Source organism: Ferribacterium limneticum, assembly GCF_020510585.1.
Classification (GTDB): domain Bacteria; phylum Pseudomonadota; class Gammaproteobacteria; order Burkholderiales; family Rhodocyclaceae; genus Azonexus.
This window is the reverse complement of the sequence record NZ_CP075190.1, coordinates 2,958,124-2,972,446: the sequence shown is the minus strand read 5'-3', so window position 1 is coordinate 2,972,446 and position 14,323 is coordinate 2,958,124. Positions and strand designations below refer to the sequence as shown.

Below are 14,323 nucleotides of genomic sequence, written 5' to 3'. Positions count from 1 at the left end.
GGCGCAGCTCTATCTGGTGGAAGGCCAGGTTAGGAGGCCAGCGGATCGCCTTCCGCCTCGGCCTGGCGGGCCGCCTCGACCTGCTCGTCGGGGGCGCCGATGCGTTCGAGCAGATTGCTATGGCCGATGTGCAGCAGGCTCTCGATGGCGCGGTAATCGTCCGGCAAGGCCGGGTCGTTCCAGCCATTGGCCGAATGCCGGGCCAGATCGACGGCGAGCACGACGTTTCTGACATTGGCTACTTCGGCGTCGGCCGGATTCAGTAGCGAACAAAGCAGGGGCGGTAGCCCCCAGTGGGCGATCAGTTCGACGGCGATTTCGTCGAGCGACGCGCCAAAAACTTCCAGCTGGATCTGGCTGCTGCGCCGCCCCGGTTCGCTGGCCAGCCGCTCTTTGGCCCGGATGGCGAGGTTGGGGGCGAAACACCACATGAGGATTTCGACCAGATCGTGGAGCAGCGCGGCCATGGCAATTTCGTCGAAACTCACGTTCTGGCGCAGCAAGGCCCAGTCGCGCGCCCATTGCGAGGCAACGCGGGAGCGGGCGATGACCTTGAGCAGGCCGAGCATGGCCTTCGGGTAGCCCTTGAGCTGCTGCTCGAGGATGGGAGGATCCTGAATGCTGTTGTAGAAATTCTGCGTGCCGATCATCACCAGCGAGCGTTCGATGGTCGTGATGTCGGCCGACTGCCGGCGTGAGCGGTTGGCCTGCATGTACTGGAAGAGGCGCAGGGTCATCAGCGGGTCGTGCCCGATGACGGTAGCCAGTTTGCGGGTGTTGATCGTATCCGCCGTTTCGTGCAGCTCGCCGAGCTGGTGCACCGTATGGCGCAGGACAGGGACTTCGATGGTCTTGAAGTGATCGACCCAGGGGGCGGCGCCCGGGAACGGAAAGTCGATCATCAAGGTCATGGCTGTAAACCTTTCTTGGCTCAGGTGTTGAACAGCTGTTTCAGGAAATTCTCGACATAGGCCGGGCGCACCGGCTTGACGACATAGCCGCGGGCGCCGAGTCCGGCCGCTTGCTGGACAATGGTCCGCGAGGTATCGCCGGTGACCATGACCACGGCCGTTTTCGGGCTGGCCTCGACAATTCTGGGCAGCGCTTCAAGCCCGCCGAGAATGGGCATATTGACGTCGAGAAAGAGCACGGTTGGCTGGTGGGTCTTGGCAGCGCGGATGGCTTCTTCGCCATTCGCCGCCTGGCCGACGACCTGCAGGCCAAGTTCGGTGAGCAGGCCTTTGAGCAGCAGGCGGATCGAGCTGTTGTCGTCAACAATGACGGCGGTCGGTTGCTGCTTGCCGGGTGCTTTGGGTGCGCTGGTTCCGGCTGCCGTAGGTGGTGGCAGTGGCGATTTGGTGGTTTCGGCCGGACTGTTCGCTTCTGAAGCGCGATTGCGCATATCGCATACCGCGCGCAATTCGTCGATCACCTGTTTCTGGCCGAACGGTTTGCGCAGGAAACCGGCGGCGCCGGCATCGGCGGCCTTGGCTTCGATACCGGGGGTTTCCGAGGCGGTGAAGAAGAGGACGTCGATTTCCGGCAACTGCGAATTGATTTCACGCAGGATGTCGAGGCCATCCCGACCCGGCAACAGGTAGTCGAGACAGACAATTTCCGGCGACAGCTTGCGGATGGCATCCATGACGCCGTTGCCCTCTTCCAGCGCACCCACCACCGTGTAACCCTGGCTGGACAGCAGGGCGGTCAGCAGGTCTCGCATCGAGGCATTGTCATCAACAATCAGAACACGCATTCAGAACTTCCCAGCAATTTCGTTGAATCCGGATTTCGTGCGATTCGGTCAAATCGCTTGCGACGCTTATGTTAGCCGCGAAATGGGCAAAATGGACAGAGACAAATCAAAACGCCTCCAGAGCGGAGGCGTTTTCAATTTTGGCCGTTTTTTCCGGTTGACCATGGGTATCCCTTACAGAATCATCCCCGCCCCAACCGTGTTGTTGTTGCTCTCGTCGATGATGATGAAAGCACCGGTGCCGCGGTTTTCCAGGTAGGGGTCGGCGAACAGCGGCTGGGCCAGCTTGAAGGTGACTTGCGCGATGTCGTTCATCGCCAGCTTTTCGGCCGGGACTTTTTCCAGCGTGTTCACGTCGAGGCGATGGTCGATGGCGGCCAGCTTGGCTTTCGAGTCGCGCGTCGTGTGGCGGATCAGGTAGGTGCGGGCACGGTCCATCGGGGCTTCGGCCATCCAGCAGACGGTGGCTTCGATCTGCTTTACTGCCGCCGGCACTTCGCTCGATTTGACGATCATGTCGCCACGCGATGTGTCGATTTCGTCGGCCAGCAGCAGCGTGATCGATTGTTCGCAGAAGGCTTCGCCGATATCGACGCCGCCGAGCTGGACGGCCTTGACGGTCGACTCGCGGCCGGAGGGCAGCACCGTGACGGCATCGCCGACCTTGATCGAGCCGGCTTCGACGCGGCCCATGAAGCCGCGGTAGTCGTGCAGTTCCGGATTGGCCGAATCCTGTGGGCGGCAGACGTACTGGACCGGAAAGCGGAATTTCTCAGTGTGTTCGGTATGGGCGGCCGGCGCAACTTCCAACATTTCAAGCAGGGTCGGGCCGTCGTACCAGTTCAGGTTGTCGCCACGGTCCACGATCATGTCGCCGTTGAGGGCAGAGAGCGGGATGAAACGGATGTCTTCGATGCCGACCTTGGCAGCAAATTCAAGGTATTCGCCCTTGATGCGCTCGTAGGTTTCCTGCGAGTAATCGGCGAGGTCCATCTTGTTGATGGCGACGATCAGGTGCGGGATGCCGACCAGCGAGGCCAGTTTCGAGTGGCGGCGGGTCTGCGTCAGGACGCCCTTGCGCGCATCGATGAGGATGATGGCGAGGTTGGCCGTGGAAGCAGCGGTGACCATGTTGCGGGTGTACTGCTCGTGGCCCGGCGCGTCGGCGATGATGTACTTGCGCGTCCCGGTGCTGAAATAGCGGTAGGCGACGTCGATGGTGATGCCCTGTTCGCGCTCGGCTTGCAGGCCGTCGGTGAGCAGGGAGAGGTCGACTGCTCCCATGCCGCGCTTTTCGGAGGTCTTGGCGATGGCGCTCAGCGTGTCGGCGAGGATGGTCTTGGTGTCGAACAGCAGGCGGCCGATCAGGGTGCTCTTGCCGTCATCGACGCTGCCGCAGGTCAGGAAGCGCAGCAGGCCGTGGTCTTCAACTTGGGCGGTCATCAGAAGTAACCCTCTTTCTTGCGTTGTTCCATGGAGGCGTCGCTGGTCTGGTCGTCCAGACGGGTAGCGCCGCGCTCGGTGATGGTGGTGGTGGCGGTTTCGAAAACGATCTTGCTGACGTCGTCGGCATCCGATTCGACCGGGGCCGTGCAGGAAATGTCGCCGACGGTGCGGAAACGCACCTGCAGGTCGATGATTTCTTCTCCGTCCTTGGACGGGTTGGCAACGCCGCCGCCGACCAGCGGCACATTGACCGGCACGATGGAACCCTGGCGCATGACGACCGGACGCTTGTGAGCGAAATAGATGCTTGGCAGTTCCAGTCCTTCGCGCTCGATGTATTGCCAGACGTCCATTTCCGTCCAGTTCGAGATCGGGAAGGCGCGGATGTTTTCGCCCTTGTGGCTACGGGCGTTGTACAGGCTCCATAGTTCCGGGCGCTGGTTCTTCGGGTCCCACTGGCCGAATTCGTCGCGGAAGCTGAAGATGCGTTCCTTGGCGCGGGCCTTTTCCTCGTCGCGGCGGGCGCCGCCGATGCAGGCGTCGAAGCCGAATTCCTCGATGGCTTCGAGCAGGGTCACCGACTGGTGCTTGTTGCGCGATTCGCCTTCATGCTTGAGGACGACGGTACCGCGCTTCATCGAATCTTCGACCGAGCGGACAATCAGGCGCTCACCGAGCTCGGCGGCACGCTTGTCGCGGAAGGCGACGACTTCCTCGTAATTGTGGCCGGTGTCGATGTGCATCAGCGGGAAGGGAAACTTGCCCGGGCGGAAGGCTTTTTCGGCCAGGCGCAGCATGCAGATCGAGTCCTTGCCGCCGGAGAAGAGCAGCACCGGGTTGGAACACTGGCCGGCCACTTCGCGCATGATGTGGATGGCTTCGGCTTCGAGCCAGTCGAGGTGAGAGAGGGTAGAGCGTTGGGTCATTGCTTGGGTAATCCGCGTGGATTGTCGAATGAACGCCATTGTAGCAAGTCCTTAATATTCGTTTAAGAACAAGTGCGCATCTTGTTATTGCAAATTGTTATAAAGATGGGCGCATATTGACGGAACATCCGTTTTGCATATTGGTCAGACGGCATTGCCCGTTTCCATTCAGGAGAAAACCATGCTGTTTCGCCCCGCTATTGCCTTGAGCGCCTTGTCCATTGCTGTGCTGAGCGGCTGTGCCACCTCCATGTCCGGACCGTCGGCCAGCGCCGAACTGCTCGCCCGTTCGGGCAGCATGGTCAGCGGCACGGTCAATTTTTCCGAAACGGACGGCCGTTTGCGCGTCGAGGCCAAGGTGGCCGGGCTGACGCCGGGCGAGCATGGTTTCCATGTGCACGAGGCAGGCGATTGCAGCGCACCGGACGCGAGCAGCGCCAAGGGCCATTTCAATCCGATGAGCAAGGCGCACGGCCACCACACCAGCGACGAGCATCACAGCGGCGACATGCCCAACCTGATTGCCGATGCGCAGGGTGTAGCCATCTACGGGGCCGAACTCCGTGGCCTGACCCTGAGCGGCCCGACCGGGGTAGTCGGGCGCAGTATCGTGATCCATGCCGATCCGGACGACTACAAGTCGCAGCCGGCCGGCAACTCGGGCAAGCGTGTCGCCTGCGGGGTGATCGCGGCGCGCTGACGGATGCTGAAGATTTCGATTTGGGCCAAAATTTCTGGTTGACCGTCGTAAGCCCCTGGCGACAGCGGCTCGGCCGCTAATTCGTGGCTTGGCCTTGCTGCCGCGTCGTGGCCCGTGCAAGTAGCCTGGATTCTGCCGTGCCCACGCCCCGCTGGCTGCGAAATCTGTCGAAAATACTTACACGGCCCAAATTGCCAAAATCGTTTCCCGTTGTGCTTGTAGGTTTTCCAGACGCAGGCATCATGTTTGCTGAGTGTTCAGAACCGGCTTTGTGACAGCCGAGGATGTTGGTGAACAGGAGGCGACAAGCACATGATGGAATCAGAAATTCCGGGCGAAAAAACACTCAGAATCCTGCTCGAAGCCCTGACCACGATTTCCTATCTGCGGGGGCAGGACGAGCGGGCGGCCGGCATCGCTGAATATGCCCTCGATCAATACGAAAGAGCCTTGCGCCATGGCGGGCTGGCGGAAGGCATTGGCGAACTGCAATATTTGCCTGGCCTGTATCCGGAGCAGCGCAATCTTCATGCTCTCCGGCGCAACTACGACAGGCGATCGATCAACTACGGCCCGCCCACAGGGCAGGCGGAACAAAGGCTCTGTGCAGATCGCCGAATGAATTCGGATCGCCGCAGCCAGGAGCAGGCCTGCAGTTGAGCCATGCGGCATTGACAACAAGCCGGCCGGCGCGCTTCGCCTGCGGGGTGATCGCTACGCGCCGGGCATCCCCGGCATTTCAATTTTGGCCAAAATTTCCGGTTGACCGTAGCAACCGCCGCCTACCGGACCATCAGCATCCGATCACCTTGAACTCCACCCGCCGATCCAGCGCATCGCTGGCATCGTCGCGGCCGTTGCCGACCATCGTTTGCCGCGAGCCGACACCGTTGGCAATCATCCGTTTGGCCAGTTTCGGCGCTGCTCCTTCCAGGCGCGCCTTGACGAATTCTGCCCGCAACAGCGACAGCCGTTCGTTCAAGGGTTCTGGGCCGGTCGGGCTGGTGTGGCCGGTCACTTCCAGGCAACTACCGGCGCCTGATGTGCGCTGGGCGATGGTCTTCAGCCAGACCGGATACGGGCCACTGAGCTTGGGATCATTGACGAAAGCCGTCGAGCCGGGCCGGAAGAGGAATTTGACGGCCAGGCGGCGGTGTTCGAGGCCGTAATCGACGATCTTCCCGAAGGCCGCGGCCGCCTGTTGCCGGTGCCCCAGCTTCCAGTGGGCGAGGTAAATGCCGTTATGGACGCGAAACTGGTTGCCGGCCGGCGTGGCCAGGGCGTTGCCATAGAGCTCCAGCGCCTCCTGATAGCGGCCCGCATCGTAGGCGGCTATGGCTTCGGCGACCAGCGAGGCGGCGATGATGCGGTCGAGGTAGAGCGGATTGATCGGGTCGCCGGCCTTCGTCCCCTGGCAGGTCTTGATATAGCCCTCGGTCGCCGGGTCTTCGGACCAGGCCGGGGCATCGCGGAAGAAGGCCAGCGGCGTCGGATCGACGCCGTCGGGCAAGGCGAAGGCAAGGCCCTTGCTGACCAGCTTGCCGCTGCGCAGATCGGCCAGCGCCAGGCAAATCCGGTAAGCCTCGCGCGGCCCGGCCGTCTTGCGCTCGGCGTTGACGCCGGTGAAGGTGCCGATCAGCACGAGCGGGCTCCTGGCCACGTTGGCGGCCGAAAACGCCTTCACGTCGAACTGCGGATACTGCTCGCGCATCATGTTGGCCAGACGGAGGCCCATCGCCTGCGTGGCGACCGATTGCGTCCCGGTCATGCCGTCGATCAGCGGGTCGATGACGACTGCGTACTTGGCCTGCGCCGGCATGCCCTCGGCCGGCAGTTTGGCATTTTTGAACAAGGCGGTGGCTGCGCTCAACACCGCCTTGTCGTAGGCTTGCGTTGGCGGCGGGGCGGCGGGCGGGGTGGAAGAAGAGGGCTGCGAGCTGGTGGCGGGGGCGGCCGGTGTTGCCGGTTTCTCGCGCAGGCTGTCGCAGCCCGTGGCGAGCAGCGCGACGCACAACGCCGTTATGCAGAACCCGGCGGCGCCCGTTTTGTGAAAAATGGTCGTCATTGCTGACACTCCTTCTGGAATACGGCTTGCGCCTCGTAGGACAGCGATTCGCCCAACTGAACCCGGGAGAGAAGATCGGCGCAGCGCGCCTTGATCGCCGGCGCCCGCGTTGTTTTGACTTTCTCGTCGATAGGCCGCGCGGCCGGCTTCTGCGCCAGTTTTTCGGTCCGGATCGGCACTTCTGCGGTCACTGATTCTGCCGCAGGTTTCTTGGTGGCCGGGGCGTCGGCCACTGGCGCAGGTGTTGGCGCCACCGGGCCGGGGCGCGTTTCCGGCCGTTCCGGTTGACGCGCCTGAGGTTCAAGCACCGTCGGTTCACGCCCGGACAAAGCCAGGTAGCCGGCCCCCACCGCCAGCAACAGCGCGCCAGCGACAGCCATGCCGACCAAACTGCTTTTGGGCCACCCGGGCGCCTTGGGTTTTACGGCGGCCAGATCGGCCGGGTCGTAAGCCTGGCCTGCTTCTCCGGGCCCCGTGTGAATCGGTTTCACCGGTCGTTCCGGTACAACAGCAACCGGCTTGCCCAGCAGATTTTCGAGATCGGCCAGCAACATGCGCAGGCCATCGAAATCGGGCGAGCCATCCCAGCCCGTCAGATCGGCCGCCTGAATCTCACGAAAACCGGCCGGCGGGCGAACGGCTTCGATCATCACCGGCACGAGCTTGCCCAACCGGCGCCCCTCGGTGGCCTCCTCGTAAACCCATTCGCTTTCAATCGATTTGGCCGACCACAAGACCACCATGCAGCGCATGTCTTCCAGCGCATGCTCAAGCACGCTGCGCCAAGTTTCCCCGGCCGGAATCCGCCGGTCCCACCAGACGCTCCAGCCCGCCGAACCAAGAGCCTCGGCAATCCGCCGCGCCGTCTCCCGGTCCCGTTCGGTATAACTCAGGAATATATCGGTCATTCCTTCTCCCCGATGAGGCCAGAAAAACCGGAAAACCCATCGATTCGCCACCCCCGCTCAATCGGCGGGTAGCCAAGGATTCGACGCCAGCAAGCCGGCCAACCTCAGCTAGTCGACCGCAGAAATAATATTCCGTTCAATTAGGGTGGGGGTGAAAGTGAAATCGAGGATTTGTATTTGCGCAACCAGCTCGGTTGATCGAGAACGTCCCGGGTCTGCCTCGTTCGTCAGCAACGGCAGCCATCGGCTGCCATCAAGAGCCATTCGACCGAAATACCTGCCAGGCAGCTAAAGACTGGTAGCAGCCGACTGGGCTCGGTGAGACGCCGCGACTAACTACTTGCCTTGATAAGCGCTAGCAGTGCTATTAAAGAGGGAAGGCATCATACGATCCCTTTAGTGGAGGAAGGTCGTGAAGACGACGGGCATCGCCGCAACGCGCGTCACCCCGTCCCGCATCGGCCTCCTGCGCAAAATCGCGACAGGGGCTTGGGCGCAGGTCATAGATTGCGCAGCTAACGCTGACCCCAATGCTTCCCTTTAGTGCAACGCAGCGCCTCGGATGATCGCGGGTGCCAAGCATATGTGCACATCGACGAAAGACAGGGTCATTTTCGGTCAATGCAGTCGGTACCCATCCCCCAGACCCGGAATCGAGTTCTTGCCGTGAGAATGTCACCGGATATGTGGCGCAACAGGCGCCGCAACTAGTACAGATTCCCAATCCTGCTCCTCCTGCCGACGGCTTCTCTTTGTCGTCCGAAATTTGCCAGCCTTTCCCCTCAAAATCATTATCCAATAAGTAAGCTGATTGACTCAATATGCTGAAGCACGGTCTATGCGGAGAACATATGTCCGTTGTCGCACTGCATAGCTGACAGTTCCCTGGCAATTCGGAGCGGCGGTAATGGGCACCCAAGAGACTGACCTCTCTTCGGATTCATCGCCGAAAATCGGTCACTGACATTCCGATTCCCTGAAGCGGCCGTTGAACGAACGAGCCGCGAAATCAAAAGCGCTCCTTCACCAGAGATATGGCAGCCCCGGCACCATCAAGGAAATCATCTGCCGCGCCGCAGAGCGTCGGCTGATCCTGAGCATTGCATGATCGAAAACCCTAGGTAGCGCACTCCATCGACCGGGCATACTTCCCGTCGCGCGCCAGACCATTGAGGTGGCATCGATTCAGGAGCGCCTTCTGCGCCGTAGCGACATTGCTTTCATCGCCTGCCCAGGCAGCCAGCACCGGCGCCTGCAATGCGCGCCCATACGAGAAACTGACCTCCCACGGCTGAGGGCCCATGGCATTCATGGCGTTCAGGTGATCGGTGGCATCGACATCGCTCTGCCCGCCTGATAAGAACACAATGCCAGGGACCGCCGCCGGAACATAGCGCTTCAGGCAACGGAGCGTGGCTTCGGCAACTTCCTGCACACTCGCCTGGCGCGCGCACTTCTTGCCAGGGATCACCATGTTCGGCTTGAGTAATATGCCTTCGAACGCCACCCGATGGGCATTGAGTTCGGCGAAAACCGCTTCGAGCACTTGCGCTGTCACCGCCTCGCAACGCTCGATGTCATGCGCGCCGTCCATGAGTACTTCTGGCTCGACGACAGGTAGCAGGCCAGCTTCCTGACACATCGCGGCATAGCGTGCCAACTGGTGGGCATTGGCGCGAATAGCGTACATTGATGGAAGACTACGGTCGTCAATATTGATCACCGCACGCCACTTGGCGAATTGCGCGCCCAGGTCTCGATATTCGACAAGCCGATCGGCCAAGCCGTCCAGACCTTCGGTGATTTTGTCGTCGGGAAACAGTGCGAGCGCCTTGGTTCCCTTGTCCACCTTGATACCAGGAACGATTCCACGGTTCGACAATAACTTGGGAAAAGGAATACCTTCCCGCGTGCTCTGGCGCAGCGTCTCATCAAAGAGGATAACGCCACCGATATGGCGCTCAATGCCCTCAGCCGTAAACAGAATTTCGCGGTAGCGCCGGCGATTTTCTTCACTGGATTCAACGTTGATGGACTCGAAACGCTTCTTGATCGTCGGGCTGCTTTCATCTGCTGCCAGCACACCCTTCTGCATGGCAACAATGGTCTGGGCGACAGACTTGAGCTCATCGATATTCATCAAACATCTCCTTCCTCATGGGCGAAACAACTCGATTACGGAACGTTCCTTTTTTCGCGCCAAAAACATCCTCATTTATTAACTCTAGCAAGCTACGGTGCTTTCGCAAGCAACAAGGCTACGGGGTGGCCGAGTGCTGCCGGAATTGAGGCCGCGCCACTTTCGCCCAGAGTGCAGATCAATTATCTCGTCTAAATGCAGACATTCAACCGTGCCAGGACGTCTTAACTATGAAAATTGGATGACCACATCGGCCGGCGGCTTGTGGCCGGGAAGAGCCTGATTTGGTCGCGCCCCAAAGCGGCCACCCAGAAAGCCCTACGGCGGCAATCAGGTGTGAGGCAGGAATACGTGCTGTCGGCCAACAGCGGCCATCGGCCTTACTTGCCCATAGCAGACAATCAAAACCTCGTTTATGCTAATGTACTTGAGTGCGGCTTTTCAGAACTTTTTGTAGCCATGCTCTCCAAGTAAAAATCGTCGAAATACGGTAGCTGTGCCGATTTCCGGCAATATGAAAGTCCGAGATTAGGGAGACAGGCGTCAAAGTTATGCGTCAAATCTGTCTCCCGATAAACGTTAGCCGTAAAACATATGTCACCCACTACTTTTCGCTGGATCTTGGTTGCTTCATTTGTCCTCGCATTGACCGGCGGAAGCATTGATCTCGTCGTTACATCTCTCGTGCCCGAAGCTCTTTCCTCTGCGCAAGCTGCAAGTGATACCGAAATTCCTCTTTTGGGCTTGGTGTCCATTGTGATCGTTGGCCTAGCTGCCAGTATTGCTACCTTGGCAGCCTATTACGGTCTATTTGTCTTTAAACCTTGGGCGCCGCGTCTTGCCATCGTCGGCACAGTCTTGTCATTGCCCCTTTGGCCTATGTTCGGCGTCAGTATTTCATCTGGTTGGTCTTTGGCTTTGACTGAGGCTTCTAACCTTTTGTGGGGTGCGGCCATCGCCGCAGCGCATTTTTCTGCACTCAAGGAGAAATTCAGTGCGCCCCGCTAACCCGCCGCTCCAGCCGACCGTCAGCCAGCTACGCTGCCTGTCGTCGGCTGAGCTTCAACGTTAGCCATCATCGGTATCCTATGCACGCACTGACTATCGAGTACAACGACAGCGGACCATTGCGGGCCGTCTCTGCCGAACGGGGAGGACTTTCAGTTCACCTGTACAACTCCACTGAGGGATACCTGTATCTGCGGGTATCCGTAAAGCTCAGCGGTGCGGAGAAAGCTGACTACTGGCTCAAGACAATCAAACCAGGTGATCGCCTGAAATTTTCGTATGCCGTCACAACGGAGTGTGTTGAAAACTCAGTTTGTGCCATTGAAACTTTTGCCCGCGAAGGGGAAACATATGCCGTTCCCTCCGGCCTTCGTCTTGGATTTGACGTTGTGCTTGAAGGCGAACACAAGGTTCGGCTATCGCATCCACCCGATGGTGGTTTTAGTTTCATGCTGGCCAACGTGCCACGCGATCATGCGCGCTGTTATGTAATGGCAGGAAACGACGGAGAGAATTGGAATTGGCAGCTTGAAGACCTGTTCGATGGTGACTCTATCGAATTAGCAATTGTTGAAACCAACTGGAACACACCGTTCCCACACGTTGAAACCAATATCCAAAATAGCTAACCTCTCATTCCAACTGACCTGAGCGGCAGCTTTCCAAATCTGGCTACGTCAGCAATGGGCACGTTCCAGCCACGTCGATTTCAAGAAAGCTGCCGTAGCTAGGAATGACCAGTATCAGGCAGAGCAACCGGCCCCAGTCAGCCACAATCCGCCGGTCGGGGTTACGTTTAAATTTCTGCTGGTGGTGCGCCCTGTAATCGAGTTGAGTGACCGGTATTCGGCGAGCAAAAATTAACGACCGCTCTGCCTCAATGTCGCCAACGCTAGTCAGCAAGGTCGCTAATTAAGATACCCCAAAAGACCGGCTACTCATCGCATTCACTCACTAGGAAACGCCGTTTTTTCAAGTTGCACGGTGTACGCCGCAAAGAGCCATTCTCGGATTTGAGGTGACTGCCTGCTCCATGAGGTTTTGCTGCCCCCGCTTTGCGTTGGGTCCTTATTTCGTTCGATTTCGTGAAGTTGTACACGTCGGCCACTCACGCGACATTCGACGCTGTCCTTGAAAATTCCAAGCGGGCAAAATACCCGCGCCATCACAGGCAGCGTTCCCTATGAGATTCCTGCGGCCAATCGTCTAATGACTACGGCAATTGGCCAATAACTCAGACAGAAAGATATCTCAGATGACCAGCTATCAATTCGATGATCACGCCATTCATTGGAATCGCTTTGGCGACTTTGTGCCCAGTTTTCACTACACCATCCTTGATCTGGACGAGAAAAGCCGAATCGCAGATGTGCTGTTCAAATTTCCTGCCAATGAACAAATCGTTCTGCACCGTCATCATGCGCTCAACCATACCTTTGTGGTTCAAGGGGAGCACCGACTGTACGAGACCGATGGCAGCCTGCGCGAGACACGGCCGACAGGCAGCTACACCGTTTCGCCTGGCAGCGAAGTACCCCATCGGGAAGGTGGCGGCGGACAGGATGTCATTATTCATTTCAGCATTCGGCCCGGTAACGAAGAATTGCTCTACGAGATTCTTGATGACGCAGGTAATCCACTTGGCACAGTGACCTTCCAGGCACTGGTTGAGCTTTATCAGGCTCAACGGTCGAGCACACCTGGCTAACCACTGGCTCTCGTTGCGACTGCCTCGCCTTTCCTGACTTCGCTGCCGATAAGTTGATGGAGAACCGGTTGCTATGCTTGAAGAATCCATATTCCACCTACTCGACCACGGCTCGCTGAGACTTCGAGCATTTTGTGTACCAGCGGGTACTCTTCGTATTAACAGCACTCATGACTCTGCTTGGTGGTGGTCATGTACTCGCTGCGGTCACGAGGAGTTTCCAAAGAAATGATCGTCCCAACCCATCATTCCACCGGCCTGCGCGAAAAGACGCGCAGGCCGGTGAATTCGGGCGTTGAACCTCACTGAGCACTCATGGGGCAAATAATGAAGCGGACATTCGTCATGCTTTGGCACTGATCGGCAGGTATCCGGCCTCACATAGCAGACATTGGCTCTGTCCGTATGATTCTTGATTGATAAGGAGACCTCCATCGGATAATCTCCTTGTCATTCAAAACCGTGCTGGCAACTCAATCGTGTCCGTATTATTAGCAATAGCCCGGAAGTTTCTGCGCCTGAGACTTGAAACCGCACCGCCACTGAGCGTTCCCTAGGTTATCAACCATGAAAATTTTCCTGAGTTCCACATATCGAGACCTCATCGAGTATCGAGCGGCTGGAGCAGAGGCACTTGAGCGCTTGGGCCAACAAGGTATTCGAATGGAGGTTTTCGGAGCTAGGCCCACAGATGCGACTACGGCTTGCTTCGATGAAATTGCGGAGTCCGATGCGCTTGTAGGTATCTATGCGCATAGGTACGGGCATATTCCCGAAGGCCAAACAACCTCAATAACGGAGCAAGAGTTTGAGTTTGCTCGATCTAGGTCCAAACCCGTATTCTGCTTCCTGATAGACGATGAACAGCCGTGGCCACCAAAGCACATCGATGGCGAGCCTAGTCGAACTGCGCTCCTTTCATTCAAGAATCGCATTCAGAGTCAAATTGTGACAGAAGTTGTTTCAACACCGCATGACTTTGCATTCAAAGTCGCCTCCTCAGTGGGAAGATTTCTTCTAACTCGAAAGGTCAAGGAAACGCTAGATAAAGCCCCAAGCGCCGAGGCCGGCAGTTCGGAGTCGGGAAACTCTCAGGCTGCCCGGAGGGCCGCACGCTTGGCACACGTTGTCGCTGGTGCCAAAGTGCTTCTTGTGAACGATGTGCCGGAACAGATGAACTATGTAGTCTCGCTAATGGAGCAACTTGGAATCGATGTCAGCATTGAAACCACATCAGACTCTGCGATTGCTTCGCTTACATCCAAGAAATTTGATGTGGTCATCTCAGACATGGAGCGGTATGGTATTCAAGATGAAGGAATTCGTTTTTTGGAGCGACTAAGAACTTTGCCCAACGCTCCTCCTGTGATCTTCACGGTCGGCGCATATCGCCCAGACCTTGGAACACCAACCTACGCCTTCGGCATCACCAATCGCGTAGATGAGTGCTTGAATCTGCTGTTTGATGCCTTGGAAAGAGCGCGAGGATGAACGGCCGCTTTCATAACAACCGTCCGACCGTTTAGGGCACGAAGCACTCATTCACGGCAGTTCCAAGCAGTAGCGCGAGGGAATAACAAGCCAACGGTGGGGATGCTTTCTGTCACGGTTGTTCAGATTGCGAACTCCAAATGACCATACGCAGGATTTCCTTGGTCAACTCAAC

14 protein-coding genes are annotated in these 14,323 nt (G+C 58.2%); 6 read left to right on the top strand and 8 right to left on the bottom strand.

Annotated features, from left to right (window positions below):
• Window positions 1-29 precede the first annotated feature (29 nt).
• The 4 genes from KI613_RS14245 to cysD all read right to left on the bottom strand — a co-directional run bounded on the left by KI613_RS14245 (window position 30) and on the right by cysD (window position 4,128).
• Entirely contained in the window at window positions 30-911 is an 882-nt protein-coding gene (locus KI613_RS14245) for an HDOD domain-containing protein (RefSeq protein ID WP_226400582.1), read from the bottom strand.
• Window positions 912-931: 20 nt separating this feature from the next.
• Window positions 932-1,756 (bottom strand): response regulator, encoded by an 825-nt coding sequence (locus KI613_RS14240; RefSeq protein WP_226400580.1) that lies wholly within the window; start codon window positions 1,754-1,756, stop codon window positions 932-934.
• 174 nt (window positions 1,757-1,930) lie between these two features.
• The gene (locus KI613_RS14235; protein WP_226400578.1) at window positions 1,931-3,199 is read right to left on the bottom strand and encodes a sulfate adenylyltransferase subunit 1; all 1,269 of its coding nucleotides are present in this window, start codon (window positions 3,197-3,199) and stop codon (window positions 1,931-1,933) included.
• Window positions 3,199-4,128: a sulfate adenylyltransferase subunit CysD gene (gene cysD / locus KI613_RS14230; protein ID WP_404826936.1), complete on the bottom strand. Its 930-nt coding sequence runs from the start codon at window positions 4,126-4,128 to the stop codon at window positions 3,199-3,201. Before cysD ends, KI613_RS14235 begins: the two co-directional genes overlap by 1 nt.
• A 181-nt stretch (window positions 4,129-4,309) precedes the next feature.
• Between cysD and KI613_RS14225 the strand changes: the two genes are divergently transcribed.
• Complete coding sequence (locus tag KI613_RS14225) at window positions 4,310-4,828, top strand: superoxide dismutase family protein (protein WP_226400574.1); 519 nt, start codon at window positions 4,310-4,312, stop codon at window positions 4,826-4,828.
• Between the two features lie 312 nt (window positions 4,829-5,140).
• Window positions 5,141-5,488, top strand: coding sequence for a hypothetical protein (locus KI613_RS14220; protein WP_226400572.1), 348 nt, complete (start codon window positions 5,141-5,143; stop codon window positions 5,486-5,488).
• 133 nt (window positions 5,489-5,621) lie between these two features.
• Here KI613_RS14220 and KI613_RS14215 read toward each other — a convergent pair whose 3' ends face one another.
• The 4 genes from KI613_RS14215 to KI613_RS14200 all read right to left on the bottom strand — a co-directional run bounded on the left by KI613_RS14215 (window position 5,622) and on the right by KI613_RS14200 (window position 9,941).
• Window positions 5,622-6,893 carry an OmpA family protein gene (locus KI613_RS14215; RefSeq protein ID WP_226400570.1) on the bottom strand — a complete coding sequence of 424 codons (1,272 nt, stop codon included), beginning with the start codon at window positions 6,891-6,893 and terminating at the stop codon, window positions 5,622-5,624.
• Window positions 6,890-7,801 carry a TIR domain-containing protein gene (locus KI613_RS14210; RefSeq protein ID WP_226400568.1) on the bottom strand — a complete coding sequence of 304 codons (912 nt, stop codon included), beginning with the start codon at window positions 7,799-7,801 and terminating at the stop codon, window positions 6,890-6,892. The genes KI613_RS14215 and KI613_RS14210 overlap by 4 nt, the downstream gene beginning before the upstream one ends.
• A gap of 367 nt (window positions 7,802-8,168) precedes the next feature.
• On the bottom strand, window positions 8,169-8,480 hold the full coding sequence (locus tag KI613_RS14205) for a YkgJ family cysteine cluster protein (RefSeq protein ID WP_404827009.1): 312 nt from the start codon (window positions 8,478-8,480) through the stop codon (window positions 8,169-8,171).
• A gap of 438 nt (window positions 8,481-8,918) precedes the next feature.
• Entirely contained in the window at window positions 8,919-9,941 is a 1,023-nt protein-coding gene (locus tag KI613_RS14200; RefSeq protein ID WP_226400566.1) for a class I fructose-bisphosphate aldolase, read from the bottom strand.
• Between the two features lie 594 nt (window positions 9,942-10,535).
• Here KI613_RS14200 and KI613_RS14195 point away from each other — a divergent pair.
• The 4 genes from KI613_RS14195 to KI613_RS14180 all read left to right on the top strand — a co-directional run bounded on the left by KI613_RS14195 (window position 10,536) and on the right by KI613_RS14180 (window position 14,148).
• On the top strand, window positions 10,536-10,949 hold the full coding sequence (locus KI613_RS14195; RefSeq protein WP_226400564.1) for a hypothetical protein: 414 nt from the start codon (window positions 10,536-10,538) through the stop codon (window positions 10,947-10,949).
• 80 nt (window positions 10,950-11,029) lie between these two features.
• Entirely contained in the window at window positions 11,030-11,578 is a 549-nt protein-coding gene (locus KI613_RS14190; protein ID WP_226400562.1) for a hypothetical protein, read from the top strand.
• 626 nt (window positions 11,579-12,204) lie between these two features.
• A complete protein-coding gene (locus KI613_RS14185; RefSeq protein WP_226400560.1) occupies window positions 12,205-12,657 on the top strand; it encodes a cupin domain-containing protein in 453 nt (150 codons plus the stop codon).
• Window positions 12,658-13,224: 567 nt separating this feature from the next.
• Window positions 13,225-14,148 (top strand): DUF4062 domain-containing protein, encoded by a 924-nt coding sequence (locus KI613_RS14180; protein WP_226400558.1) that lies wholly within the window; start codon window positions 13,225-13,227, stop codon window positions 14,146-14,148.
• Window positions 14,149-14,323: the final 175 nt, after the last annotated feature.